General features: G+C 65.0%; 23 protein-coding genes. 11 read left to right on the top strand and 12 right to left on the bottom strand.

Going from position 1 to position 24,957, the window contains the following annotated elements; genetic code table 11:
• Positions 1-2: 2 nt before the first annotated feature.
• From AC1DYL_RS00520 to AC1DYL_RS00510, 3 genes are all read right to left on the bottom strand, one after another.
• Positions 3-620, bottom strand: a complete 618-nt coding sequence (locus AC1DYL_RS00520) for a LysE family translocator (protein ID WP_477156694.1) — start codon at positions 618-620, stop codon at positions 3-5.
• 587 nt (positions 621-1,207) lie between these two features.
• On the bottom strand, positions 1,208-1,606 hold the full coding sequence (locus AC1DYL_RS00515) for a hypothetical protein (protein WP_477171655.1): 399 nt from the start codon (positions 1,604-1,606) through the stop codon (positions 1,208-1,210).
• 55 nt (positions 1,607-1,661) lie between these two features.
• On the bottom strand, positions 1,662-2,603 hold the full coding sequence (locus AC1DYL_RS00510; protein ID WP_477171654.1) for a nucleoside hydrolase: 942 nt from the start codon (positions 2,601-2,603) through the stop codon (positions 1,662-1,664).
• 117 nt (positions 2,604-2,720) lie between these two features.
• Between AC1DYL_RS00510 and AC1DYL_RS00505 the strand changes: the two genes are divergently transcribed.
• The 8 genes from AC1DYL_RS00505 to glgX all read left to right on the top strand — a co-directional run bounded on the left by AC1DYL_RS00505 (position 2,721) and on the right by glgX (position 17,472).
• Complete coding sequence (locus tag AC1DYL_RS00505) at positions 2,721-3,977, top strand: AI-2E family transporter (RefSeq protein ID WP_477171653.1); 1,257 nt, start codon at positions 2,721-2,723, stop codon at positions 3,975-3,977.
• Between the two features lie 91 nt (positions 3,978-4,068).
• Complete coding sequence (locus tag AC1DYL_RS00500; protein ID WP_477171652.1) at positions 4,069-5,922, top strand: monovalent cation:proton antiporter-2 (CPA2) family protein; 1,854 nt, start codon at positions 4,069-4,071, stop codon at positions 5,920-5,922.
• 284 nt (positions 5,923-6,206) lie between these two features.
• Entirely contained in the window at positions 6,207-8,684 is a 2,478-nt protein-coding gene (locus AC1DYL_RS00495) for a glycogen/starch/alpha-glucan phosphorylase (RefSeq protein WP_477171651.1), read from the top strand.
• A 3-nt stretch (positions 8,685-8,687) separates the two neighbouring features.
• Positions 8,688-10,880, top strand: coding sequence for a 1,4-alpha-glucan branching protein GlgB (gene glgB, locus AC1DYL_RS00490; RefSeq protein WP_477171650.1), 2,193 nt, complete (start codon positions 8,688-8,690; stop codon positions 10,878-10,880).
• Between the two features lie 65 nt (positions 10,881-10,945).
• Positions 10,946-12,217 (top strand): glucose-1-phosphate adenylyltransferase, encoded by a 1,272-nt coding sequence (gene glgC / locus AC1DYL_RS00485; protein ID WP_477171649.1) that lies wholly within the window; start codon positions 10,946-10,948, stop codon positions 12,215-12,217.
• 15 nt (positions 12,218-12,232) lie between these two features.
• Positions 12,233-13,693 carry a glycogen synthase GlgA gene (glgA, locus tag AC1DYL_RS00480; protein WP_477172019.1) on the top strand — a complete coding sequence of 487 codons (1,461 nt, stop codon included), beginning with the start codon at positions 12,233-12,235 and terminating at the stop codon, positions 13,691-13,693.
• Positions 13,674-15,305: an alpha-D-glucose phosphate-specific phosphoglucomutase gene (locus tag AC1DYL_RS00475; protein ID WP_477171648.1), complete on the top strand. Its 1,632-nt coding sequence runs from the start codon at positions 13,674-13,676 to the stop codon at positions 15,303-15,305. Before glgA ends, AC1DYL_RS00475 begins: the two co-directional genes overlap by 20 nt.
• 13 nt (positions 15,306-15,318) lie before the next feature.
• The gene (gene glgX / locus AC1DYL_RS00470; protein WP_477171647.1) at positions 15,319-17,472 is read left to right on the top strand and encodes a glycogen debranching protein GlgX; all 2,154 of its coding nucleotides are present in this window, start codon (positions 15,319-15,321) and stop codon (positions 17,470-17,472) included.
• Between the two features lie 17 nt (positions 17,473-17,489).
• Here glgX and AC1DYL_RS00465 read toward each other — a convergent pair whose 3' ends face one another.
• On the bottom strand, positions 17,490-17,957 hold the full coding sequence (locus AC1DYL_RS00465) for a GNAT family N-acetyltransferase (protein ID WP_477148962.1): 468 nt from the start codon (positions 17,955-17,957) through the stop codon (positions 17,490-17,492).
• A gap of 232 nt (positions 17,958-18,189) precedes the next feature.
• Between AC1DYL_RS00465 and AC1DYL_RS00460 the strand changes: the two genes are divergently transcribed.
• On the top strand, positions 18,190-18,603 hold the full coding sequence (locus AC1DYL_RS00460) for a hypothetical protein (protein WP_477148963.1): 414 nt from the start codon (positions 18,190-18,192) through the stop codon (positions 18,601-18,603).
• A gap of 93 nt (positions 18,604-18,696) precedes the next feature.
• The gene (locus AC1DYL_RS00455) at positions 18,697-19,416 is read left to right on the top strand and encodes a metallophosphoesterase (protein ID WP_477171646.1); all 720 of its coding nucleotides are present in this window, start codon (positions 18,697-18,699) and stop codon (positions 19,414-19,416) included.
• A 3-nt stretch (positions 19,417-19,419) separates the two neighbouring features.
• On the opposite strand, the gene ureG is transcribed toward AC1DYL_RS00455, so the two are convergent.
• The 8 genes from ureG to AC1DYL_RS00415 all read right to left on the bottom strand — a co-directional run bounded on the left by ureG (position 19,420) and on the right by AC1DYL_RS00415 (position 23,836).
• The gene (gene ureG / locus AC1DYL_RS00450; RefSeq protein WP_477148965.1) at positions 19,420-20,052 is read right to left on the bottom strand and encodes an urease accessory protein UreG; all 633 of its coding nucleotides are present in this window, start codon (positions 20,050-20,052) and stop codon (positions 19,420-19,422) included.
• Positions 20,049-20,477 (bottom strand): DUF3995 domain-containing protein, encoded by a 429-nt coding sequence (locus tag AC1DYL_RS00445; RefSeq protein WP_477171645.1) that lies wholly within the window; start codon positions 20,475-20,477, stop codon positions 20,049-20,051. Before AC1DYL_RS00445 ends, ureG begins: the two co-directional genes overlap by 4 nt.
• The gene (locus AC1DYL_RS00440; protein WP_477171644.1) at positions 20,474-21,136 is read right to left on the bottom strand and encodes an urease accessory protein UreF; all 663 of its coding nucleotides are present in this window, start codon (positions 21,134-21,136) and stop codon (positions 20,474-20,476) included. Before AC1DYL_RS00440 ends, AC1DYL_RS00445 begins: the two co-directional genes overlap by 4 nt.
• The gene (locus tag AC1DYL_RS00435; RefSeq protein WP_477171643.1) at positions 21,133-21,603 is read right to left on the bottom strand and encodes an urease accessory protein UreE; all 471 of its coding nucleotides are present in this window, start codon (positions 21,601-21,603) and stop codon (positions 21,133-21,135) included. Before AC1DYL_RS00435 ends, AC1DYL_RS00440 begins: the two co-directional genes overlap by 4 nt.
• 64 nt (positions 21,604-21,667) lie before the next feature.
• Positions 21,668-21,991, bottom strand: a complete 324-nt coding sequence (locus AC1DYL_RS00430; RefSeq protein WP_477171642.1) for a low molecular weight protein tyrosine phosphatase family protein — start codon at positions 21,989-21,991, stop codon at positions 21,668-21,670.
• A 1-nt stretch (position 21,992) separates the two neighbouring features.
• Complete coding sequence (locus AC1DYL_RS00425; RefSeq protein WP_477156707.1) at positions 21,993-22,580, bottom strand: hypothetical protein; 588 nt, start codon at positions 22,578-22,580, stop codon at positions 21,993-21,995.
• Between the two features lie 8 nt (positions 22,581-22,588).
• A complete protein-coding gene (locus AC1DYL_RS00420; protein ID WP_477171641.1) occupies positions 22,589-22,930 on the bottom strand; it encodes an MliC family protein in 342 nt (113 codons plus the stop codon).
• A gap of 57 nt (positions 22,931-22,987) precedes the next feature.
• Positions 22,988-23,836, bottom strand: a complete 849-nt coding sequence (locus AC1DYL_RS00415) for an SDR family NAD(P)-dependent oxidoreductase (protein WP_477171640.1) — start codon at positions 23,834-23,836, stop codon at positions 22,988-22,990.
• A gap of 767 nt (positions 23,837-24,603) precedes the next feature.
• Here AC1DYL_RS00415 and AC1DYL_RS00410 point away from each other — a divergent pair.
• Positions 24,604-24,942 carry a hypothetical protein gene (locus AC1DYL_RS00410; protein WP_477171639.1) on the top strand — a complete coding sequence of 113 codons (339 nt, stop codon included), beginning with the start codon at positions 24,604-24,606 and terminating at the stop codon, positions 24,940-24,942.
• Positions 24,943-24,957 lie beyond the last annotated feature (15 nt).

Below are 24,957 nucleotides of genomic sequence, written 5' to 3'. Positions count from 1 at the left end.
CCTTACTCCCGCACCACCACGAACGCTGCCGCGCTTGCCATGATCACGCCCGCCGTGCGGTTCAGGAACCGGAGCGCCTTGGCGCTCCTGAAGAAATCTCGTGCCGCTGCGGCGAGGCCGGCATAGGCGCAGCCGATGAGCAGCAGCACCACGATGACGATGCCGGTGAGTTCGGCAAAGCCGAGAGGGGTGATCGGCTTGTCGAGCGGGATGACGGTGGGGAGCAGGGCCAGGTAGAAGACGATGGTCTTGGGGTTGCCCATGGTAAGGGCGAAGCCGGAGAGGAAGGTCTTCCAGCGGCTCTTTTCGTGCTTGGCGCCGATCTGCTCGGAACCGGGTTTGGCGCTCCAGAACTGCCAGGCGACATAGAGCAGGTAGAGCGCGCCGGCCCATTTCACCACGGCGAACACCGGGCCGAACCAGGTGGCGATGGCGGCGAGGCCGAACAGCGCGAAGACCAGGTAAACCAGATCGCCGGCGAGGATGCCGAGCACCATCGGGAAGGCCGACCGGAAGCCGCCGCCGAGGGCCCGCGCCACCACGGCCGCCACGCCGGGACCCGGAACGATCACCGCGATGGCGTAGGCGATGGTGAAGGCGACGAGGGTGACGATGTCCATGGCGTGAACTCCGGAGTGGCGGAAGGGTGTAGCGCCGTCGCAGTTTGGCGGCAAGCGGACCGGTTGCCCCAGTTCGAGCGGCGACAATTGTCGGAAAACTTGCCGCGGATTGCGATGGCGGTTTTAGCGGACGCCACATCCTGGCGGCGCTAGCGTCGCTCAACAGCCGCCGATCCCTTGCGGATTCGCGGCACGAAACGGCACCTCACAGCGGGCTTCGGCCCGTTTGCCGCGCAACGATCGATGCCTGGACCAGGCATTGATGGGCTCGACATGAGGAGGCCGACCATGCCGCAAGGCAGCCCTTTCCTTCCATTGCGCAGCCCGCGCGATCCGCGGCAGCCGGCGACGTCGTTGCGGCGGCCGAGCCCTTACTCAACGCGCTTGCCACCCGGATCAGGGCCGGTCGGTCCATCTCCACGCGTGGGGTTCGACGGCGTGTGGAAGCCCGATCGTCTCGAACACACAAGATGAGGCCATACGGGCGCCGCGCTGACCTGGCGCCCCGGCCAAGAGCTCCTCCCTCGCACACGCCACGTCTCTAAGAGGGAACTTGCCCCGGCTTCCGTAACGGAGCCGGGGATCTTTTATGCTCGGGGCGAATGGCGGCGGCGGTGGCAGAGGGCGAGGAGAATGAGCAGAGTGATGCCCGGCGCGAGGGCCGCGACGAGAGGTTGCCACTGGTCGGGCACCGTTGCGGCGGCGAGGGTCCAGGGCAGGCCGAGGACGACGAGAAAGACGCCGGGCAGTGGCGCGGCGACGCCGAGCCAGCTGATCAGGCTGAGCGCCTTCCAGATGAGCGCGATGGCGTAAAGGAGGCCGAAGGCGGCAACGACGAGGCGGCAGGCCCAGCCCATCTCGATGACGAAGTGGCGGATCCCATCGTCAACGGGCGCGGCATCGGGTGCCCCGGCCTGACGCTCCGGGGCGTGGCTGCGCTTGCGTTTCAGAACCGGGTACTTCGCCTGTCGCGCGCTATTGCCCATCGCTTGCCACCGCCACAACGCCGACAAGGATGCCCTCGGCGTCATAACGGCAGGTTTACGGGAGGCGGCTCAGGCGCTCCGTCAACAGCTCATAGAAGCCGGCGGCGTCGCCCGAGCGCAGGTAGGTGACGTTTTTCACTCGCCCGGTGACGCCCCAGTAATCGGCGACGGTCATGCCCACCGTGAGCTCGCCCGAGGTCTCGATCACCACGTTGATGTGGCGGCCCACGAACAGATCGGGCTTCAGCATATAGGCGATGACGCAGGGGTCATGCAGCGGCGCGCCGTTGGAGCCGTATTTGGTGAGATCGAAGCGCTCCGAGAAGCTGAGCATCTGGTAGACCGCCTCGCCGGCCTTGTTGCCCAGCGCACGGATGCGGGCAAGCCGGTCGGGCGTCGACAGGATCATATGGGTCACGTCGAGCGGCAGCATGGCGATCGGCACACCCGAGCGCAGTACGATATCGGCGGCGTCGGGATCCACATAGATGTTGAACTCGGCGACGGGGGTGATGTTGCCGCCCTCGAAATAGCCGCCGCCCATCATGACGATTTCCTGGATGCGGCCGATGATGCGCGGCTCCTTGACCATCGCCATGGCGACATTGGTCAGCGGCCCGAGGGTGGCGAGCGTCACCGTGCCCGGCTCGTGCGCCAGCAGCGTCTCGATGATGAAGTCGACGCCGTGCTGGTCCTCGATCTGGAGCTTCGGAAGCGGCAGGTCCGGGCCATCGAGGCCCGTCTCGCCGTGTACGTGCTCGGCGGTCACCAGCGTGCGGCGCATCGGACGCTCGCAGCCGGCATAGACGGCGATGTCCTTACGCCCCGAGAGCTCGACGACCTTCAGCGCGTTGCGGGCGTTCTGCGCCAGGCTGACGTTACCGGCGACGGCAACGATGCCGAGGATGTCGAAATCGGCGGGCGAGGCGAGCGCCATGAGGATCGCCACGGCGTCGTCCTGACCCGGGTCGGTGTCGATAATGATCTTGCGTGCCATTGGCTTAGCGCGAGCCCCTGAGAAAATGATTCCGCCGGCATGATAGTGGGCGTTCATCATTGCGTCGATGTGAGGAACTGGCCGGGACGTTGCGAGTTAAGTGCGACGGAGGAACATATGCCTAACAAAGTGCGCCGCGGTCCGTCGCCCCGCCTGCTCAGGGAAATCTCGAACACCCATTTCGAACGCATCCTGTCCAACAGCTCGCAACTGGCCCTCGTATTCATGGGCCTCTTGGCGATGCTCATCGCCCTGAAGCTGGGCGAAGTAGTGCTCGCGCCGGTGTTTCTCGCCGTCACCGTGGGGCTGATGTTCGGTCCCATCGCCGACATGATGGACAAGCGCGGCATCGCGGACAGCGTTTCGGCGGGCGTGGTGGTGCTGTTGTTCCTCGCGCTGATCGGGCTCAGTGCACTGCTGTTTGCCGCGCCGCTGAGCGATCTCATCGAGCGCATCCCGGTGATCTGGGAGGCGTTCCGCCAGGAACTGGCCAACTGGAAGGAACCGCTCGGGGCTGTGGGCACGCTGCAGGAGCAGGTGAAGGAAGTGTTCGGCTCCGATCCCTCGACCGTCACCGTCACCGTCGAGGATGACAGTGCGGTGCAGAACGTGGCGTTCACGGCGCCGGCCCTCCTGGCGCAGATCCTGATCTTCCTCGCGAGCCTCTATTTCTTCATGGCGACGCGCGACCAGATTCGCATTTTCGTCCTGTCACTGTGCGCGACGCGCCGCATGCGGTGGCGCACGGCACATGTGTTCCGCGATGTCGAGGAGCAGGTGTCGCGGTTCCTCCTCACCGTGAGTGCCATCAATATCGGCATGGGCGTCGGGGTGGCGATCCTGATGGCGCTGATCGGCATGCCGACCCCGATCCTCTGGGGGGCGCTGGCGGCGGTGCTGAACTTCATTCCGTTCGTCGGACAGGCCGTGATGGTCGCCATCCTGTTCGCGGTGGGGCTGGGCACGCTGAACGGGCTGGAAGGCGCGCTGCTGCCGGTCGGGCTTTATCTGTTGCTCAACTTCGTCGAAGGCAATTTCGTCACGCCGCATCTGCTGGGCCGGACGATGCTGATCAACCCGTTCCTGATCCTCATCGCCATCACCTATTGGCTGTGGTCGTGGGGACCGGTCGGCGGCTTCATCGCCGTCCCGTCGCTGCTGGTGATCTCCTCGATGGCGAGGCATATCCTGCCGATGCGGATGCCCGCGCCACTGGCGGTGCGACGGAAGGCGGAGCAGAAGGCCGCGCAGGATGCGGTGGAGTCCCAAGCCGCGACAGCAGCTGCGGTGCCGGCGACGGTCAAGACGGTTCCAGCAGCCCCGGTCAAACCCAAGCCGGCGCCACGCAAGACCAAGGCCGCGGGGGCAGCCTAGGCGGTGCATTGCACCTGCCCGCATAGGTAGCCTTGACGCTCCAGCCCCAAGGCCTCACGGTTCGTTCTTTCCGATTTGCGAGAGGTGAGCGATGGCCGGCGAAGCAGTGGCGCATGCAGCGGAGGCAGCCGCACTTGGCGGCGTCGATCTGGTGCAGGTCGTGGCACTGCTCGGCGCTGGGGTCATCGCCGTACCGCTATTCCGGCGGCTGGGGCTCGGCTCGGTGCTGGGATATCTCGCGGCCGGGCTGGCGATCGGGCCGTTCGGCCTCGGGCTGATCAACGATCCCCAGGCGGTGCTGCACGCGGCCGAGCTGGGCGTGGTGCTGTTCCTGTTCATTGTCGGGTTGGAGATGGAACCGGCCAAGCTCTGGGGCCTGCGCAAGGAGATCTTCGGGCTCGGCATCATGCAGGTGGCGCTCTGCGGCGCGCTGCTGACCGGGGTCGGCATATTCGTGCTGGGGCTGGCCCCGCCGGTGGCGTTCGTCGCGGGCATGGGGTTCGTCCTCACCTCCACGGCCATCGTCATGCAGATCCTCGCCGAGCGCGGCGAGTTGCAGAGCCCGGCGGGCCAGAAGATCGTCTCGGTGCTGCTGCTCGAGGATCTCGCCATCGTGCCGCTGCTGGCGGTCGTGGCGTTTCTCTCGCCAGGCATCGATACCGACGCGAGCGCCACGCAGCGCTGGATCAGCGTCGGCGTCGCAGTGGCGTCGATCGTGGCGGTGATCTTTGCCGGACGCTGGGTGCTGAACCCGGTGTTCAAGATCCTCGCCGAGTCGAAGGCGCGCGAGGTGATGACGGCGGCAGCGCTGCTGGTGGTCCTCGGGGCTGCTCTGATCATGGAGGTCGGCGGGCTGTCGATGGCCATGGGTGCCTTCATGGCTGGCGTGCTGCTTTCGACCTCGACGTTCCGGCATCAGCTCGAGGCCGATGTGGAGCCGTTCCGCGGGCTGCTGCTGGGGCTGTTCTTCCTCGCGGTAGGCATGTCGCTCGATCTGACCGTAGTGGCCGCCAACTGGCCGTTCATCGCCGGGGCGGTGCTTTGCTACATGCTGCTCAAGGGTGGCGCGATCTACGCGCTCTGCCGCGTGCTGGGGGGCAGCAACGCGACTGGGCTCGAGCGCGCCGTTCTGATGGCGCAGGGCGGCGAGTTCGCCTTCGTGCTCTATACCACGGCAACGGCGGGCGGGCTGCTCAACGCCGAGCTCAATGCGATCTTCACGGCGACCGTCATCATTTCGATGGTGCTCACGCCGTTCTCGACCATGCTGCTGAAGTTCGTTCCCAAGCCGGTGCAGTCGCTTGAGGGCGTGGAAAAGCCGGAGGGGCTGACCGGCAACGTGCTGATGATCGGCTTTGGCCGCTTCGGCCAGATCGCCAGCCAGCCGCTGATCGCCAAGGGCCAGCACACGATCTCCATCATCGACAACGACGTCGAGATGATTCAGGTCGCCCAGACCTTCGGGTTCAAGATCTACTATGGCGATGGCACGCGGCTCGACATCCTGCGCGCCGCCGGGGCAGGGACGTCGGACCTGATCCTCGTTTGCGTCGACAAGAAGGAATCGGCAACGCGCATCGTCGAGCTGGTGAAGTCGGAGTTTCCGCTGGCGAGGGTCTTCGCCCGCTCGTTCGATCGCGGCCATTCGCTGGAACTGGTGAAAGCCGGCGTCGACTACCAGCTGCGCGAAGTGTTCGAGAGCGCGCTGGAGTTCGGGGCGGAGACGCTCCGTGAGCTCGGCTCGGACGTTGTCGAGGTCGGTGAGATTATCGAGGCCGTGCGCGAACGCGATCGCCAGCGCTTCGCAGCCCAGATGGTCGGCGGGCTGATGGCCGGGCGGGACCTGCTACGGTCGAACGCCGAGGATCAGGCCCGCGAAAGCGGTACCGTCGCCGGCCCCTCCGAGCCGATCATCGCGCCCGAGCAGGACGGGGCGAAGGTATAGGGCTCAGCCCCATTCTCTCCCCCAGACTCGATGTCATCCCAGCGCAAGCTGGGACCCATGCTGCAGCGCGCGCCAGCCGAGAGTTGGGTCCCTGCCTTCGCAGGGATGACATGGGGTGTAGTTGGAGAGTGTCACCTGGAACCGGCCACCCTGCGAGCAACAATCGTCTACGGTTTAGGCACGCTGCCTTAGAAGCGTTCTCAACAGGCCTTCCCAGGCGTCCGATTCAATGCAAAGGTGACGCTCTAGAGGGGAATACATCGCCATGATGCTGGATTGCGACAATGCCGCAAAGACCCCTCGTATTGGATGCCCCGGTTCCCGAACGGCGTGCGCTAGACACTGAAGCGCTGCAGTCGGAGATCCTCGAAAAACTCACTTACTCCGTTGGTAAGGATCCGATTGTTGCCCGGCCGCACGACTGGCTGAAGGCGACGATCCTCGCCGTGCGCGACCGGATCATCGACCAGTGGATGGAGTCGAGCCGCGAGACCTGGCGGACCTCCAACAAGCGCGTCTACTACCTGAGCCTCGAGTTCCTCATCGGCCGCCTGATGCGCGATGCGATGAGCAATATCGGGGTGATGGAGCCGGTGCGCGCCGCGCTCAAGAACTTCAATGTCGACCTCGGCGACCTGATCAACCTCGAGCCCGATGCGGCGCTGGGCAATGGCGGTCTCGGCCGCCTCGCCGCGTGCTTCATGGAGTCGATGGCGACGGTCAACATCCCGGCCTACGGCTACGGCATTCGCTACGTCCACGGCCTGTTCCGTCAGGAAATGAGCGAAGGCTGGCAGGTCGAACTGCCGGAGGACTGGCTCGCCCATGGCAACCCGTGGGAGTTCGAGCGGCGCGAGAGTTCGTACGAAATCGGCTTTGGCGGCCACGTCGAGCCGGTGCAGGAGCCCGATGGGTCGACCCGCCTCGAATGGCGCCCGGCCGAGCACCTCCTGGCGGTGGCCTTCGATACCCCGATCGTCGGTTGGCGCGGCAAGCGAGTGAACACGCTGCGGCTCTGGTCGGCGCAGCCGATCGATCCGATCCTGCTCGACAAGTTCAACGCCGGCGACCATATCGGCGCGCTGGAAGAAAGCTCGAAGGCAGCTGCGGTTACGCGGGTTCTCTACCCTGCCGATTCAACCCCGTCCGGGCAGGAACTGCGGCTGCGCCAGGAGTTCTTCTTCTCCTCGGCTTCGCTGCAGGACATCGTGCGTCGGCACATGCAGGCCTACGGCGACCTCGGCTCGCTCTCGGACAAGGTGGCAATCCAGCTCAACGACACGCATCCGGCGATCTCGATCGCCGAGCTGATGCGCATCCTGATCGACATCCACGGCATGGGCTGGGCCCAGGCGTGGAAGCTGACCAAGGCGACGTTCGGCTACACCAACCATACGCTCCTGCCCGAAGCGCTGGAGACCTGGCCGGTTGGGCTGCTCGAGCGGATGCTGCCGCGGCAGATGCAGATCATCTACGCGATCAACGCCGAGGTGCTGACCGAGGCCCGCAAGATGGGTGGCTTCACCGACGGGCAGATCGCCAATCTGTCGCTGATCGACGAGCATGGCAGCCGCCGCGTTCGCATGGGGCAACTGGCCTTCGTCGGCTCGCACTCGATCAACGGCGTCTCGGCGCTCCATTCGGAACTGCTCAAGAAGACGCTGTTCTCCGATCTCGACCGGCTCTATCCGGACCGGATCAACAACAAGACCAACGGCGTGACGCCGCGGCGCTGGCTGCTGCAGTGCAACCCGGGCCTCACCAAGCTGATCGGGGAGCGGATCGGGTCGGAGTTCCAGGACGATTTCTCGCTGCTCGCCGGGCTCGACAAGCATGCGGACGATCCGACCTTCCAGGATCAGTTCAAGGCGGTGAAGCGGGCCAACAAGGTGGCGCTGGCGCAGGTCATCAAGGACCGGCTGGGGATCACGGTATCGCCCGACGCCATGTTCGATGTGCAGGTGAAGCGCATCCACGAATACAAGCGCCAGCTGCTCAACGTCATCGAGGCGGTGGCGCAGTACTCGATGATCCGTTCCCATCCCGAAAAGGACTGGGTCCCGCGGGTCAAGGTGTTCGCCGGCAAGGCGGCGCCGGGCTACTGGAATGCCAAGCTGATCATCAAGCTGATCAACGACGTGGCCAAGGTCATCAACAACGACCCGGCCGTGCGCGGCCTGCTCAAGGTGGTGTTCCTGCCCAATTACAATGTGAGCCTCGCCGAGACGATCATCCCGGCGGCCGACCTGTCCGAGCAGATTTCGACGGCCGGGATGGAGGCCTCGGGCACCGGCAACATGAAGTTCATGGCCAATGGCGCGCTCACCATCGGCACGCTCGACGGCGCCAATGTCGAGATGCTGGAGCAGGTGGGGCCGGAGAACATGGTGATCTTCGGGCTCACCGCCGACAAGGTGGCCGAGATCCGGCAGCGCAGCGACGTGCCGCGTGCCGCCATCGACAAATCACCGGCATTGCGCGAGGCGCTGGAGGCGATTTCGTCGGGGGTGTTCTCGCCCGATGACCCGAACCGCTATCGCGACCTGATCGGCGGGCTCTACGACCACGACTGGTTCATGGTAGCGCGCGATTTCGACGCCTATGCCGCGGCGCAGCGGGGCGTCGATGACCTCTGGAACAAGCCTCGCAAATGGTATTCGATGGCTATCCGGAACACTGCTCACGTCAGCTGGTTTTCCTCGGATCGTACTATTTCCCAGTACGCCAAGGAAATCTGGGGTGTCCCGGTTGTCGGGGGGTAGTGCGTGACCAAGTCCAAGTGGCAAGCGGACGACAAAGACGTCCGCGCGATCGTTGCGGGTGGTCACTCCGACCCATTCGGCATTCTCGGATTGCACGAGATCGATGGCGTCTGGGTGGCGCGCACCTTCATTCCGCATGCGGAATCGGTGTCGGCCCGCACGATGGACAACCGCATTCTCGGTGAGCTGGAGCCTCGCGGCGACGGGTTCTTCGAGGGGGTGGTGAAGCTTACCAAGCTGCAGCCGGTGAACTACCACGCCCGCAATGACGGCGGCGAGTGGAACGTCCTCGATCCCTACAGCTTCGGGCCAGTGCTTGGGCCGATGGACGATTACTATATCGGCGAAGGCTCGCACCTGAGGCTGTTCGACAAGCTCGGCGCCCATGCGATGGAGTTCGAAGGCGTCAACGGCACCCACTTTGCCGTCTGGGCGCCGAACGCCAAGCGCGTCAGCGTGGTGGGGCCGTTCAACGAGTGGGACGGCCGGAGGCACCCGATGCGGGTGCGGATCAATACCGGCGTATGGGAAGTGTTCGTGCCCAATGTCGGGCCGGGCGAGGTCTACAAGTTCGAGATCGTCGGGCCGGACGGACAACTGCGGCCGCTCAAGGCCGATCCGTTCGCGCGACAATCGGAACTGCGGCCGAAGACGGCCTCGATGGTTGCCGATCCCAAGCCCTTCAGCTGGACCGACGACAAGTACATGAAGGACCGCGCCAGGGCCGATTGGCGGCGGAAGCCCGTGTCGATCTACGAGGTGCACCTGGGCTCCTGGCGCCGCCGGGCCGATGGCTCGTTCATGAGCTACGAGCAACTGGCCGAGCAGCTGATCCCCTATGCCGCCGACAGCGGCTTCACCCATATCGAGCTGATGCCGATCACCGAGCATCCGTTCGATCCGAGCTGGGGCTACCAGCCCACCGGGCTCTATTCCCCCACGGCCCGCCATGGCGACCCGGCGGGTTTTGCGCACTTCGTCGACAAAGCGCATGAGGCCGGGCTCGGCGTCATCCTCGACTGGGTGCCGGCGCATTTCCCCACCGATGAGCACGGTCTGGCGCTTTTCGACGGCACGGCGCTCTACGAGCATGCGGACCCGCGGCAGGGCTACCACCCCGACTGGAACACCGCGATCTACAATTTCGGGCGGAAGGAAGTGGTGAGCTTCCTCGTCAACAACGCCCTCTACTGGCTCGAGGCGTTCCACCTCGATGGGCTGCGGGTCGATGCCGTGGCGTCGATGCTCTACCTCGATTACTCGCGGCAGGCGGGGCAGTGGATTCCGAACCAGTTCGGCGGCAATCACAACCTCGAGGCGGTCGAGTTCCTGAAGCGCGTCAACCAGGAGGCTTACCGGCTGCATCCGGGCGTAATGATGATCGCCGAGGAATCGACCTCGTGGAGCGGGGTGAGTGCGCCGGTGGATGCCGGCGGGTTGGGCTTCGGCTTCAAGTGGAACATGGGGTTCATGAACGACACGTTGCGTTACATGAGCCGCAATCCGATCCATCGCCGCTACCATCACAACGACATGACCTTTGCGGCGCTCTATGGTTACGCGGAGAACTTCATCCTTCCTCTGAGCCACGATGAGGTGGTGCACGGGAAGGGCTCGCTGTTGGCCAAGATGGGCGGCGACGACTGGGGGCAGTTTGCGGGCCTGCGCGCCTATTACGGCTTCATGTGGGGCTGGCCGGGCAAGAAACTGTTGTTCATGGGCCAGGAATACGCGCAGCGCGAGGAATGGAACGAGGCCAAGGGGCTCGACTGGTGGCTGTTGGAAGCGCCGGCGCATGAGGGCATGCGGCGGCTCGTTACCGACCTCAATGCGCTCTACCGCGAGTTGCCGGCGCTCCATGCCCGCGACAATGAGCCGGAAGGTTTCGAGTGGCTGATCGGAAATGATCAGAGCAATTCTGTGTTTGCCTGGGCCCGCAAGGCGCCGGGCGAGCAGCCGGTCGTGGTGATCTCGAACATGACACCGGCGCCGCGGGAAAACTACCGCGTGCCCATGCCGCTGGTCGGCAACTGGGTCGAGCGGCTCAATACCGATGCCGGTTGGTACGGCGGCACGAACAAGGGAAACCAGGGTCGGGTGGTGGCCAAGGCGAGCACGGTGAAGGGTCTCGGCCCCTATGCCGATCTCTACCTGCCGCCGATGTCGACGCTGTTCTTGAAGTATGACCCGTCCTAGGCGGGGTTGGTGAAATACGACCCCGCCCAAGCGGGGCGTCCAGTTGGGTGTGTAGGGAGGGAAGCATGGCTGACTATCGGACACCGTCGCCGCTGGCGCGTGAGGCGATGGCGTATGTATTGGCGGGCGGTCGGGGGACCCGGCTGTTCGAACTGACGGATCGGCGTGCCAAGCCGGCGGTGTATTTCGGCGGCAAGTCGCGCATCATCGATTTCGCGTTGTCGAACGCGCTGAACTCCGGCATTCGCCGTATCTCGGTGGCGACGCAATATCAGGCGCACTCATTGATCCGGCACCTGCAGCGCGGCTGGAACTTCCTCCGCACTGAGCGAAACGAGAGTTTCGACGTGCTGCCGGCAAGCCAGCGCGTCTCGGAGACGCAGTGGTACGAGGGCACCGCGGACGCCGTGTACCAGAACATGGACATCATCGAGGATTACGGCCCGCGCTACATCGTGCTGCTCGCCGGCGACCACATCTACAAGATGGACTACGAAATCATGCTCCGGCAGCATGTGGACACGGGAGCCGATGTGACCATCGGCTGCCTCGAAGTGCCGCGCATGGAAGCCTCGGGCTTCGGCGTGATGCATGTGGACGGGCGCGACCGGATCGTCGATTTCGTCGAGAAACCGAAGGACCCGCCAGGTATCCCCGACAAGCCGGAAATGGCGCTCGCTTCGATGGGCATCTACGTGTTCGAGACGCGCTTCCTGATGGAGCAGTTGCGCCGCGACGCCGCCACCGAAGGCTCGTCGCGCGACTTCGGCAAGGACATCATTCCCTACATCGTCAAGAACGGCTCGGCCTGGGCGCATCGCTTCCCGCGCTCCTGCGTCCGTTCGGCCAACGAGGATGTCGCCTACTGGCGCGATGTCGGTACCGTGGACGCGTACTGGAAGGCCAATATCGACCTCTGCGACGTCACCCCGCAGCTCGACCTCTACGACCGCGACTGGCCGATCTGGACCTTCGCGGAGATCACGCCGCCGGCCAAGTTCGTGCACGATTTCGATGGTCGGCGCGGCTCCGCGGTGAACTCGCTGGTTTCCGGTGACTGCATCATCTCGGGCGGTGCGCTGGACCGGACGCTGCTCTCCACCGGTAGCCGGGTGCACTCATACTCCGAACTGCACGAGGCGGTGGTGCTGCCGTACTGCACCATCGGACGCGGCGCGCGGCTGAAGAAGGTGGTGGTGGATCGCGGCGTGCACGTGCCCGAGGGACTCGTCGTCGGCGAGGACCCGGAGTTCGATGCGCAGTGGTTCCGTCGCACGTCCGAGGGCGTGACCTTGGTCACCCAGCCGATGATCGACAAGTACCTGGCGAGCAAGTAACTGGCGGCGCCCATGATCGAAGTCCTGTCCGTCGCCTCGGAGGCTTACCCGCTGATCAAGACGGGCGGGCTCGCAGATGTCGTGGGCGCACTGCCGGCGGCGCTGGCGCCACATGGCGTGTCGATGCGCGTGCTGCTGCCGGGCTATCCGAAGGTGATGGCGGGGCTCGAGGGCGGCCGGCAGGTGCTGTGGTTCGAGGACTTGTTCGGCGGTACCGCACGGCTGGTGGCCGGCCGGGCCAACGGGCTCGACGTCATCGCCATCGACGCAGCGCACCTCTACGACCGGCCGGGCAATCCCTATCTCGGGCCGGACGGCAAGGACTGGGCGGACAACTGGCAGCGCTTTGCGGCGCTGAGCTTTGCCGCCTACGAGATCTCGCGCGGCATGATCGAGGGCTACCAGCCGGACATTCTTCACTGCCATGACTGGCAGGCGGGACTGGTGCCGGCCTATGTGCGGTTCAACCCCGGCAGCACGGCAAAGACGGTGATCACCGTCCACAACATCGCTTTCCAGGGGGTGTTCGGCTGGGACGTGTTCAACGCGCTGAAGCTCGACTACGAGGCGGCGCGGACCGGCTCGATCGAGTATTTCGGCAATATCGGCTACCTCAAGGCGGGCCTCCTGCTGGCTGATCAGGTAACGACCGTCAGCCCCACCTACGCGCATGAGATCAAGACTGCCGCCTACGGCATGGGTCTCGAAGGATTGCTGCAGTCGCGCTCCGATACCGTCACGGGCATTCTCAACGGCGTCGATGCTGGCGAGTGGAACCCGGCGACCGACTCGGTGCTGCCGCAGCCATACGGGGCGAGCACGGTGTTCCAGCGGGCCGCCAACAAGGCGGTGCTCGAGGAGCGCTTCGGGCTGGAGCCGGGACCGGGGCCGATCTTTTCGGTGGTCAGCCGGCTCACCGGGCAGAAGGGCCTCGACATGCTGCCGGGGCTGATCGACGGGCTCGTCGGGCATGGCGGCCGGCTGGTGGTGCTCGGGTCGGGCGAGAAGTGGATCGAGGACAGCTTTGCCCGCGCGGCCTTGCGCCATCCGGGCAAGGTCGGCGCCATCATCGGTTATGACGAGGGCCTCAGCCATCTGGTGCAGGCCGGCGCCGACGCGATCCTGATCCCGTCACGGTTCGAGCCTTGCGGCCTCACCCAGCTCTACGGCCTGCGCTACGGCTGCATTCCGGTGGTGAGCCGGGTGGGCGGGCTAGCCGACACGATCATCGATGCCAACGAAGCCGCGGTGGAGGCGGGCGTCGCCACGGGTGTGGTATTCTCACCTGCCACCGAGGAAGCGCTGGGCGAGGCGATCCGCCGGACGATCGCCCTCTACGCGCGGCCAAAGGTGTGGCACAAGATGCAGCGCCGGGGGATGAAGTCGGACGTCTCCTGGGAACTCAGCGCCGAAAAGTATGCCGACCTCTACGCGTCACTCCTGGGGCACAAACTCGATGACGATACTGACGATTGAGACGACACCGTTCGCGGACCAGAAGCCCGGCACCTCCGGGCTCCGCAAGCGTGTGACCGTCTTCAGCCAGCCCAACTATGTCGAGAACTTCGTGCAGTCGATCTTCGACAGCCTCGAGGGGATCAAGGGCAAGACGCTCGTGATCGGCGGCGACGGCCGCTACTACAACGACGTCGCCATCCAGACGATCATCAAGATCGCCTCGGCCAACGGCTTCGGCGCCGTGCTGGTCGGGCAGGGCGGGATCCTGTCGACACCGGCCGCCAGCCACGTCATCCGCCACCACAAGGCATTCGGCGGCCTGGTGCTGTCGGCCAGCCACAATCCGGGCGGTCCGGATGGCGATTTCGGCATCAAGTACAATGTGTCGAATGGCGGCCCGGCGCCCGAGAAGATCACCGACGCAGTGTTTGCGCGCTCCAAGGAGATCGACCGCTACCTGATCGTCGACGCCCCCGACGTGGACCTTTCCCGCATCGGCACGCAGCATTCGGCCGGCATGGTGGTGGAGGTGATCGATCCGGTCGCCGATTACGCCGAGCTGATGGAAACGCTGTTCGATTTCGACAAGATCCGCGCGATGTTCGCCGCGGGCTTCACCATGCGCTTCGACGCCATGCATGCGGTGACCGGGCCCTACGCGCACAAGATCTTCGAGGACATCCTCGGCGCGCCCGCCGGCACTGTCGTCAACGGCACGCCATCGCCGGATTTCGGCGGCGGGCACCCCGACCCGAACCTCGTCTACGCCAAGGATCTCTACGACCTGATGATGAGCGAGCAGGCGCCGGATTTCGGCGCCGCATCGGACGGCGACGGCGATCGCAACCTGATCATCGGTCGCAACCGCTTCGTCACCCCGTCGGACTCGCTCGCCATCCTCGCGGCCAATGCCCCGCGCGCACCGGGCTATGCGGCAGGAATCGCGGGCATCGCCCGTTCGATGCCGACCAGCGCCGCTGCTGATCGCGTGGCGGAGAAACTCGGCATCGAAATGCACGAGACGCCGACCGGCTGGAAGTTCTTCGGCAACCTGCTGGACGCCGGCCGCGTCACCATCTGCGGCGAAGAATCGGCCGGCACCGGCTCCAATCATGTGCGCGAGAAGGATGGCCTATGGGCCGTGCTGCTGTGGCTCAACGTGCTCGCGGCGCGCCAGCAGAGCGTCGATATGATCGTACAGGATCACTGGGCCACTTACGGCCGTAATTACTACACCCGGCACGATTACGAGGAGGTCGACGCGGCGCCCGCCAACGCGCTGATGGACGACCTTCGCGCCAGGCTGCCGGGCCTTGCCGGCCAGTCGATCGAGGGACGTCCGGTGGCCTTTGCCGACGACTTCACCTACCACGACCCGGTGGATGGCTCGACCAGCGGGAAACAGGGGGTGCGGATCGGCTTCACCGATGGCAGCCGCATCGTCGTGAGGCTCAGTGGAACCGGGACCGTTGGCGCCACGTTGCGCCTGTACCTTGAACGGTATGAGCCCCCGCATGGACAGCACGATCTCGACACCCAGTCCGCACTTTCTCCCCTCATCTCCATCGCCGAAAGCCTTGCCGGCATCAAAGCTCGCACCGGCCGTGACGCGCCCAGCGTTATCACTTGAAGGCCCGGTTGCAGTGAAACCCGTATTGATCCCGGGCGCAGGCAGCCCGGAGAAACTCGGCGCCACGATCGCCGCCGAGGGTGTGAATTTCGCCGTCTATTCGGAGACGGCGACGGCGATCTGGGTCTCGATCTACGACGAGCTCGATCGGGAAACGGCGCGCATCGCGCTCGATGGGCACAAGGACCACATCTGGTTCGGGCTGATCGGCAATATCGGGGCAGGGGCCAAGTACGGTCTGCGCGCCGACGGCCGCTACGATCCGGACCAGGGCTATTTCTTCGATCCGGCGAAGCTGTTGGTCGACCCCTATGCCCGCCGGCTCGACCGCACCTTCGTGCGCTCGCCGCGGCTGCGCCTCAATCGCGACGAGGCGGTGGACACGGCGCCACTGATCCCCAAGGCGATCGTGCTCGCGGCCGACAACAAGAATGCCACGCCGCGCCGCAAGGCTCCCGGGCTGTTCTACGAACTCAACGTGCGCGGCTACACCATGCGCCACCCCTCGGTACAGGGGCCGCTGCGCGGCACGCTGGCCGGGCTCACCACCAAGAGGGTGGTCGATCACCTGCGCTATCTCGGCGTCGATACGGTCGAGCTGATGCCGATCGCGGCCTTCATCGATGACGGCCACCTGCCGTCGATGGGCCTCACCAACGCCTGGGGCTACAACCCGGTGAGCTATTTCGCGGTCGATCCGCGGCTGGCACCGCGGGGGCCGCAGGAACTGCGCAACATGACCGACGTTTACCGCAAGGCGGGCATCTCGGTGATCCTCGACGTGGTCTACAACCATACCGGCGAGGGCGATGCGAACGGCCCGATGCTGAGCCTGATGGGGCTCGACGCCAGGACCTATTACCGGTTCGTCGAAGTCGACGGCAAGCAGCACCTGGTCAACGACGCCGGCACCGGCAATACGCTGCGCTGCGACCATCCGGCGACGCAGCGGCTGGTGATCGAATCCCTACGCTACTGGGTCGAGGAAATGGGGGTCTCCGGCTTCCGCTTCGACCTCGCGCCGATCCTTGGGCGCGAGCCGGGGTTCAATCCGAACGCCCGGATGCTGCAGATGATCAAGTCCGATCCGGTGCTCAGCAAATCCATCCTCGTGGCCGAGCCGTGGGATCCGGGTCCGGGCGGCTACCAGCTCGGGCAGTTCGGCAAGGAATTCCGCGAGTGGAACGATACCTATCGCGATGACGTGCGCTCGTTCTGGCGCGGCGACCAGGGGAAGATCGGGGCGCTGGCCGGCAAGGTGGCCGGCTCGGCCGAGATCTTCGATTTCGCGGGGCGGAAGCCGAGCGCGGGGGTGAACCTCCTCGCCGTGCACGACGGCTTCACGCTGGCCGACCTCGTCTCCTATCTCGACAAGCACAACGAGGCGAACGGCGAGAACAATCGCGACGGGCACAACAACAATGCCTCGTGGAACTGCGGCGTCGAAGGCCCGACCGACGATCCGGCGATCAATGCCGCGCGCCGCCGCGACGTACGGGCGCTGCTGGCGACGCTGTTCCTCAGCCGCGGCCTGCCGCTGATCCAGCAGGGCGACGAGTTCGGCCGCACCCAGCACGGCAACAACAACGCCTACGCGCAGGACAACGAGATCACCTGGGTCGACTGGGAGAACGCCGACGGCGCGCTGGTGGATTTCGTCTCGGCGCTGGCCGAGTTCCGCCGCATGCACCCGGCGCTGACGCACGACCATTTCCTCACGGGCCAGACCCGCCATGGCGTACGCGACGTAGCTTGGCTGCACCCCGATGGCCGCGAGATGAACGAGGGCGACTGGAACGATGCCGGCGCTTCGGTGTTGGGCATGCGGCTGCAGACAGCAGAGGAGGACCTCATCGTGTGGTTCAACCGCCGTATCGACCCGGTATTGGCGCGGTTGCCCGAAGGCTTCTGGACCGTGGGCCTGGTTTCCGACGATCAGGCGGTGCTGCCGCTGGCAGATCGCGCCGCAACGCTGCCGCCGCGTTCGGTCGTAGCGCTGGTGAAGGGCCAGATCCCGCCATCCAAGCCGGAAGTGCCTCCGCCGCCCCAGGAAGTGCCCCCAGTGCCCGAAACCCCGCAGCCGGCGCCACAGCCGGACACGGTCCCGGGCGTTCCGCCGCAAGAGGTGCCGCCCGAGGTGCCGCCGGAAGAGACGCCGAAGGAGTAGGGGGCCGTCACTATCGGTCAGGCCTTCGCAAATCCGATCCGCTCATACAGCCGTCGTGCGCGGGCGTTGCCGTCGCCCACCTTCAGCCGCACCTCCGTTGCGCCACGGGCGTGTAGGGCGCACATTGCGTCCGTCAGCAGCGCCGCGCCGAGCCCGTGTCCCTGCCATTCCGGCGCCACGACCAGGTCCTTGACGAAGCTCGAGGTCCAGCAGAGGCAGAAACCCGCCACCTCGTCGTCGGCCTTGGCGACGAAGCAGAGGCCGCGGTCGAACTCGCTGTCCGCCCGCAGCGTCTCCCACCAGTCGAGCCAGTCCGGCACGACCCCACCGAAACCGCTGCTATAGGCCCGCTGCATCAGCACGTGGATGGCCTTTACGTCCGCCACGTCGAAGGCAACGCGCGTCACGCCCGCTGGCCACTGGGCGGGCGGGATGGAGGCCGTGAGATCGCGGCGCAGCAAGATGTAGTCGGCTATCTCGCTCATACTCTACTTCTCGTGATAAAGCTTACGAAGATTAACGATCGTTAATGATTAGACTATTTCAAGGCGAACAAGAATTCGTCGTTGTTCCGGCTAAATAACTCCGCGATGCCCCCCAACATCCGCCGCGGTCGGGGAGCGATATCCCTGCCGTCGACGCGCTAATCACGCCGATGACCGCTCGCTCAGCATGAGCTAGCCCTGCGGCCCAAAACAGACCCGTATGGAGACTAAAATGCACATCAACCTCAAGACCTCGATTGCCCTCGTCCTCGCCGCGCTGGTTTCGACCGCGCCGGCGATGGCCCTCGCCAGTGACAGTGCCACCGTGGTCAGCGCGGCGAAAGCCGATGCGCTGCCGGTGAGCAACCTCGTCAGCATGATCGGCGAGTGGACGGCGGGCGATCTCGCCTTCCTCGACAAGGCGACGAGCGTCAAGGTGTTCGACACCAAGCAGTTGTACCAGCCGGCCGACCTGACCAAGATCGCCAGCGCCGAGACCAGCAAGAACGCCGATCTCACCAAGTTCCGCGCTGCGATCCAGGGTGATGCCGGGCTGACTGGCTGGTTCAAGACCCACAACATCGACATCAACCGCGTGGTGGCGGTGGCCGATCCCAAGGGGAACCCGGAGATATTCCTCTACTGATCCAGCACGCCGGGCGGGCAACCGCCCGGCGCTCGCTTGCCTTGGCGGGAAGCGCGGGCCAAGTTCGCACCGCAACATCAGCGAGTCCCGCACATGCTCATCGCCCAGCTGAGCGATATTCATCTCGACGGAACCTCCTCGCTCGAGCGGTTCGACCGGGTGCTGCGGTGGGTTGCCGAACTCAGGCCTGATGCCGTGGCGGTCAGCGGCGACCTCGCCAACAACTCTTACCCCGCCAACTACGCCTTGGTGAAAGCACGCCTCATTGCGCTCGGCGCGCCGGTGCTGGTGGTGCCGGGCAATGTCGACAGCCGCGAGGCAATGCGCGAGGTTTTCGGCGGGCCGGCCGATGGACCGCTCAACCGCGTCGTCGAGGTCGGCGACAGAGTCAGGCTGATCGGGCTCGATGTGATCGTGCCGGGCGCGGCACACGGCGATGCGACACCGGTGCTCGGATGGCTCGAGGCACGGCTCAACTCGGGCGGCGCGCCGGCGCTGATCTTTCTCCACCAGCACCCGTTCGATTGCGGCATGGATCAGTACGAGACGATCGACTGCCGCAACAAGGAGGGGCTCGCTGCGGTGATCGAGGACGCCCGCGACACCGTGCTCGGGATCGGCTGCGGTCACCTGCACCGGCCGATGTTCACGCGCTTTGCCGGGCTGCCGGCGGCCTTGGCGCCCTCGATCGCGCCGATGGGCGGGCTCGCGGCGCGTGGACGGAAGATGCCGGCAACCGATCCGCCGGGGCTGCTCGTCCATCACATCAAGGACAGTAACCTCGTCACCCACGTGATCTCGGTGGGCGCGTAACCGCTATTCCGCCGCCTGCGCTGGGGCTAGGCCACCCTGCTGTTCGATGAAGCTGATGATCTCGTCGAGGTTTTCGCGGCGCAGCAGGTCGGCGAAGACGTAAGGCCGGCCTTCGCGCACCTTCCTGGTGTCGGCTTCCATGACCTCGAGGCTGGCGTTCACGTATTGCGCGATGTCCGTGTGGGTGACGACCAGCAGGTCCGAGCGAGTGATGGCCGGGCCGCCTTTGCGCGGGATCTTTTCGCCCTGCGCCACCGAGATCACGTAGAGCGTGATGTCGGCGAGGTCGGGCGAGAAGGTCGCGGCGAGATTGTCGCCGCCGGACTCGATCAGGATGATGTCGAGGTCGGGGAACTTGCGATTGAGGTCGGCAATCGCGGCGAGATTGAGCGACGCATCCTCGCGGATGGCGGTGTGCGGGCAGCCGCCGGTTTCGACCCCGACGATGCGATCTTCCGATATCGCCTGCACCCGGTTGAGGATCAGCGCGTCTTCCTTGGTGTAGATGTCGTTGGTGACCACCGCCATCGAGTAGCGGTCGCGCATCGCCTTCAGCAGCATTTCGCAAAGCGTGGTCTTGCCGGAGCCGACGGGGCCGCCGATGCCGACGCGGAGGGGACCGTTGAGCGATTTCATATGAGCCTCATGATGACGAGGAGGAGGTAGCCGGCGCCCAGCGCGAGGCAGAGCGGGGAATAGTTCTTGCGGTCGAGCGTGGCGAACGGCTCGACCGGGAAGGCGGTGCGCCAGCGCTCGGTATAGCCGATGGCGCCGCGGCCGAGGAACACGGCGGCGAGCACGACGCCGATCAGCGTCAGGCCGACGCCGCCGGCCGCATGGTCGGCGAGAGACAGAGCGATGACGCCCGCTGCGAGCACCAGGATGGCGACGACCAGCGAGGCGAAACGCGGCACACGGGTGACGCCGGGCTTGCCGATCACAGTGCGGGCCAGCAGTTCCGGATCGCGGATCGGCCAGGGGCTGCCGACCGACCAGAGCAGATGCGCGAGCGCCACCGCCAGCAGCACGACAAAGATCAGGGCGGCAATCACCATGCTCATGAACGGAAAATCCTCGGTTCCAGCGTCTCGTGGCGCATCTGCGCGATATCGGCGGCGTAGGCGATCGCCCCGAGATCGGCAAGGGTCGCCGTGGCCGCGGACGTCGCAAGCGTGGCGACGCGGGGTTCGAGGGTGGAGAGGACACGGAGGCCATCGGACTGGCCGAGCGGCACGAGGCGGACGGCCACCGAGATCTGGCCGTGGACGGTGGCAGTGAGCCAGGCGAGAAGCGTGTCGGCGAGGTCGATCCCGTGGCCGGCGGCAAGGGCGCCGACGGCGACCGGGTAGGGGCAGGGCTGCGGCAGCAACTCCAGCACGTGCGACGGCCAGAATTTCATGGCCCGGGCATAGGAATCGCCGGTGATGGTGGTTTCGAGCCAGCGCTCTTTCGAGCCGTTGAGCGCCAACGACAGGTCGGCCAACTCGCTCAGCAGCGCCGCATCGTTCGCGGAGCGATGCGCATGCGCCAAGAGGATCGCATCCGTCCGGATGCCCCCATGCGCCAGCGCGCCCTCGATCCAGTTCTGCAAGCGTTCGGAATCGGTTACGCGACGATCCGCAATCGCCGTCTCAAGTCCGGCCGACCAGGCAAACGAGCCAACCGGGAAGGCCGGCGACAGCCAGGTCACCAGTTTCTGCAGCGCAGCGGGATCAGTCATCGATTGAGCAGCGCATGGGCCGGTTCATGGCTATGCGAATAGGCCCCTTCCTCGGGGCTGAACGGCTCGGTCACGTCGGTCACCGTGGCGCCGAGGCCGCGCAGCATGTCGCGGATGACGTGATCGCGGAGGATCAGCACCCGGCCGTCCTCGATCTGCGTCTTCAAATGCCGGTTGCCCAGGTGCCAGCAGAGCCGCATCAGGTGTTCCTTGTCCCGCCCGCGGACGTCGTAAAGCTGCTCCTCGCCGGCGATGATCTCGACCAGCCGGCCGTCATCGAGCTTCAGCGACGAGCGATCGGCCAGGGTCACCGGCTCGGGGAAATCGACCAGCACGGTGTCGCCATGCACCAGCGTCAGCATGCGACGGCGCACGCGGCGCTCATCGTGCATCAGGATGGCGAGGTCGAAGGGCGTACCGGCTTCACCGGGCGGCAAATAGCCAACCGCGCGGAACGTCTGCGGCATAGGGGACTCACAATGACTAACGAGGCTTCCCAACCTTCGCCGCGAGCTTATCTACCAACGGCCGTCATCGCAAATGCGGTGTCACGCGCGCCTTCAGCAGAGCCACCAGCTCCGGTTGCATGTACGTGTAGTCGTCGGGGATATCGATGCAGATGATCCGCGCCGACCTGATACGCCTGCCAAACTCACGCGATAGCTTTGCCCGGTGGGCGCGCTCCATCACGAAGATGATATCGACTCCCTCCAGATGCTCTGGCGTCAGGCGCTCTTCGGCGTCTGGAGCGAGGCCGGCGGACGCAGCCTCGATGCCTGGATAGTCGGCAAAGACGCGCTCTGCCGTTGGCGAGCGCAAGCGGTTTCGACTGCAGACAAAGAGAATGCGCTGCACCCTAGACTCGCGCGTCAAAGAGAAAGGCGCCCCACCAGAATTGATAGGCGAGGTGGGACAGGACCAGCGCCAAGTGGTAGCGGCGATTAGTGGTCCAGACCGCGATGGCACAGAGCGCGACGCCGAACGGCACCTGGATCAGGTAACCGATGCCGAGGGAGTCGAGATAGGGCTCGCCCTTGATGATGGTGTCGATGATATCGAGGACAAACGTGGCGCCGAACAGCGCGAAGAACCACTTGCGGCGCTTGAGGAAGAAGTCCTCGTATCCATCGTAGTCGGCCAGGCTATCGGGGAAGAGCAGGGCGGCGAGGCCGAACAGCGTAATCGAATAGCCGATCAGGAAGGCGAAGGTGCCGAACGACCAGACCTTGAGTTCGGCGAGCTCGTACTCCCACCACCAGAACAGGATGAGTTCGATCGAGATCGATAGCACCCAGAGCAGGTGGACGAGCGACAGCTTGGCGCGTTGCGGGTGCTGGATGATACCCGCGGTGCCCATCAGCAGGCGGGTGAGGCCGAGGCCTACGACCGTCCCCATGACGATGCGCACGTGGATGAACACATCGTGGGCGACGCTGGTGTCCATCGTTCAACTCAGGGGGTGTTGTTGGCTTCCGAGCAGTTCACCGGCGTCTGCGGCTCGGCCATCAGATCGGTGAGCGTCGCATCGGTGCCCTTGGTCCAGAACTCATACTGGCCGGACACGTATTTCACGCCCGAGCCGGACATCACGTTGACGAACACCAGCCGCTCGGGCCCGATCGGCACGATGGCCAGGAAGTTCGGCTTGGCATTGACGAAGTCCACCGAGAACGGTTCGAGCCCCTCGCACTGGTACTCGACGATGTTCCGCTCGAAGCTGCCCTGCAGCGAAAGAACGACCTGCGCGGAAACGTCGACGTTCTGCATCATCGCAGCTGTAGCCAGTTCTTCCATCGGCGATCCCTCCTCGCGAGTCAGAGGAGCGAAGGGTAGCAGAACCGGCCCGTCTGGCTAGGCCGTCTCCAGCGTGTTCGGCCGCGGCTGATAACCGTCGATGTCCGAATAGCCGTACTCGAGGGCAAGATCTGCGCTGGTGAAGACCTTGCCGGATTTGGCCATCAGCTCCGGATCGGCGGCGAGATGCGCCACGGCGCGGCCCTGGAACTCAGGGCTCTCCGAGTTCGACATGTCGAAATACTGGGCGTGCTTCAGTACCTCCTCGGTGCGGACGAGGCCGGGGTAGAGTGCCACGGCCGCCACATCGAACTCGCGCATCTGGTGAGCGACGTCGGCTGCCATCTTGTCCATGGCGGCCTTGGAGACGCCGTAGATGACGTTCTGCATGAACTTCTGCGCTGCCCAGAACGAGATGTTGACGATGAGCCCGGAGCGCTGCCGTGCCATCGCCTCGGTCGCGACCCGGATAGCGCACCAGGAGGAGCGCGCGCCGACGCCGATCATCGCGTCCCACCGCCACATCGGCTGCTGCCAGATGGGATCGACCCAGGTGAAGCGGTTGTCCTCCTCCATGCGCTCGTAGCCGGGCCAGGCCGAGTTCACGAGGATGTCGAGCCGCCCCTCATCGGCGAGCACGCGCCGCACGACGCCCTCGGTCTCCACGTCATGGGCATGGTCGACCCGATGCGCAACGCAGCGGCCGGGATAGCGGGCAGATTCGTTCAGCACCGAGGCAAGCGAGCCGGCACGATCAAGGCCCTCGGGGTGCTCTCCATCCCGCACGGTCCGGCCCGTTATGTGCACAATGGCACCCGCCTCGAGCAGCCCCAGCGCCACACCCCGCCCAACGCCACGGCTCGCCCCGGTAACGAGGCATACCTTGCCTGTGAGATCGACTGCCATGCTGTCCTCCCCGACTCAACGATGAGAACGTAGCATGAACAAAGATGCGGGGATAAGTAGCCGCTAGAACGAGAAATACCGCTGCGCCATCGGCAGGACCGCGGCCGGTTCGCAGGTCAGCACTCCCTATTTGCGTGCGCTGTGCCGGCCGCATCCCAGGTTTGCCACTCGAGAGAAGACATTCGCATTGTTCCTAAGCTGATTGCCGCCTGGGGATGCGTACTATTGCGCTATCGCGGAGGAATAAGAAGCGTGGTTTGGCCAGGTGGACGTGCAGTTGCTACCGTCGAGCAGTATTCCGAAGGTGTCGTTCGAAATGCCCTCCGGGCGAACGGGTTCGAGGTCGACGGAGACCAATGCTCGGACTTTCATGAGTTGCTGACGGGCGTGGTTCGTCACGTCGGTTCGCACTATACTCAGGTCATCGTTCAGATACTGAACGATCCTGGCGATGATCATTCTGCTCCTGATCTGGTTTCTTGGTGCGTAGAGGAAATAGCCAGAATATTCTCGTACGCACTACAGAAGATGCAGGCGCGGTTAGTCGATGCGTTCTCGATCTCCATCAGTTGGACGCGACCAATTCGGTGCGCCGAGGCCATGAGCGGCGCCGCATGGCTCGAGGAGGTCTGCGTCGAGGCGGTTACACAGCGGCGCGCAACGCAGGCGCTGCCGGTCAGGTCCTCAAAGATCGAGCGAAACAAGAGGCGCCGGAAGTGGTCGCCGGCAGAGGTGGATGTCGTCGCCGTGCTCAGGACCTACTTCCGATGAACGACGGTGACAAGGAGTCGATCAAGGAACTATTGGCGATCTTCAGGACGCTGATGGCGACCGCGGTTTCAATCCTCTTGGTTGCCACCAATCTACGGTTTAGCGGCTTGCTGGTGCCTGCAAGGCCTGAGCTCTTCATGGCCTCCGTCATCACTCTGCTGGTGGCCTGCGTCAGCTGCTTTGCGATGTTTTTTATCGTTGTCCCAATGATTTACCACCAACAGGCAGACATGATCTACAGGGGCAGCGTGGTCACCGTGGGCGTCGTGGCGATCACGACGTTCGTGGCCTCGGTTGTGCTCCTGATCCTCTCGCAAGGTTGGCAGGCGGGCTAGACCGGCGCGCGCTCA

Source organism: Devosia sp. P1_H9, from assembly GCF_056405135.1.
The sequence above is the reverse complement of the archived record's forward strand: the minus strand, read 5'-3'. Positions and strand labels throughout refer to the sequence as shown.

Bases quoted from the DNA above. Each gene is read 5' to 3' on its own strand.
- AC1DYL_RS00455 (WP_477171646.1), top strand. From the start codon at position 18,697: ATGCTCATCGCCCAGCTGAGCGATATTCATCTCGACGGAACCTCCTCG.
- AC1DYL_RS00500 (WP_477171652.1), top strand. From the start codon at position 4,069: ATGGCCGGCGAAGCAGTGGCGCATGCAGCGGAGGCAGCCGCACTTGGC.
- glgC (WP_477171649.1), top strand. From the start codon at position 10,946: ATGGCTGACTATCGGACACCGTCGCCGCTGGCGCGTGAGGCGATGGCG.
- AC1DYL_RS00465 (WP_477148962.1), bottom strand. From the start codon at position 17,957: ATGAGCGAGATAGCCGACTACATCTTGCTGCGCCGCGATCTCACGGCC.
- AC1DYL_RS00445 (WP_477171645.1), bottom strand. From the start codon at position 20,477: ATGAGCATGGTGATTGCCGCCCTGATCTTTGTCGTGCTGCTGGCGGTG.
- AC1DYL_RS00420 (WP_477171641.1), bottom strand. From the start codon at position 22,930: ATGGAAGAACTGGCTACAGCTGCGATGATGCAGAACGTCGACGTTTCC.
- AC1DYL_RS00495 (WP_477171651.1), top strand. From the start codon at position 6,207: ATGCCGCAAAGACCCCTCGTATTGGATGCCCCGGTTCCCGAACGGCGT.
- AC1DYL_RS00505 (WP_477171653.1), top strand. From the start codon at position 2,721: ATGCCTAACAAAGTGCGCCGCGGTCCGTCGCCCCGCCTGCTCAGGGAA.
- AC1DYL_RS00460 (WP_477148963.1), top strand. From the start codon at position 18,190: ATGCACATCAACCTCAAGACCTCGATTGCCCTCGTCCTCGCCGCGCTG.
- AC1DYL_RS00520 (WP_477156694.1), bottom strand. From the start codon at position 620: ATGGACATCGTCACCCTCGTCGCCTTCACCATCGCCTACGCCATCGCG.
- AC1DYL_RS00510 (WP_477171654.1), bottom strand. From the start codon at position 2,603: ATGGCACGCAAGATCATTATCGACACCGACCCGGGTCAGGACGACGCC.
- AC1DYL_RS00515 (WP_477171655.1), bottom strand. From the start codon at position 1,606: ATGGGCAATAGCGCGCGACAGGCGAAGTACCCGGTTCTGAAACGCAAG.
- AC1DYL_RS00435 (WP_477171643.1), bottom strand. From the start codon at position 21,603: ATGCCGCAGACGTTCCGCGCGGTTGGCTATTTGCCGCCCGGTGAAGCC.
- AC1DYL_RS00425 (WP_477156707.1), bottom strand. From the start codon at position 22,580: ATGGACACCAGCGTCGCCCACGATGTGTTCATCCACGTGCGCATCGTC.
- AC1DYL_RS00440 (WP_477171644.1), bottom strand. From the start codon at position 21,136: ATGACTGATCCCGCTGCGCTGCAGAAACTGGTGACCTGGCTGTCGCCG.
- AC1DYL_RS00410 (WP_477171639.1), top strand. From the start codon at position 24,604: ATGAACGACGGTGACAAGGAGTCGATCAAGGAACTATTGGCGATCTTC.
- ureG (WP_477148965.1), bottom strand. From the start codon at position 20,052: ATGAAATCGCTCAACGGTCCCCTCCGCGTCGGCATCGGCGGCCCCGTC.
- AC1DYL_RS00475 (WP_477171648.1), top strand. From the start codon at position 13,674: ATGACGATACTGACGATTGAGACGACACCGTTCGCGGACCAGAAGCCC.
- AC1DYL_RS00415 (WP_477171640.1), bottom strand. From the start codon at position 23,836: ATGGCAGTCGATCTCACAGGCAAGGTATGCCTCGTTACCGGGGCGAGC.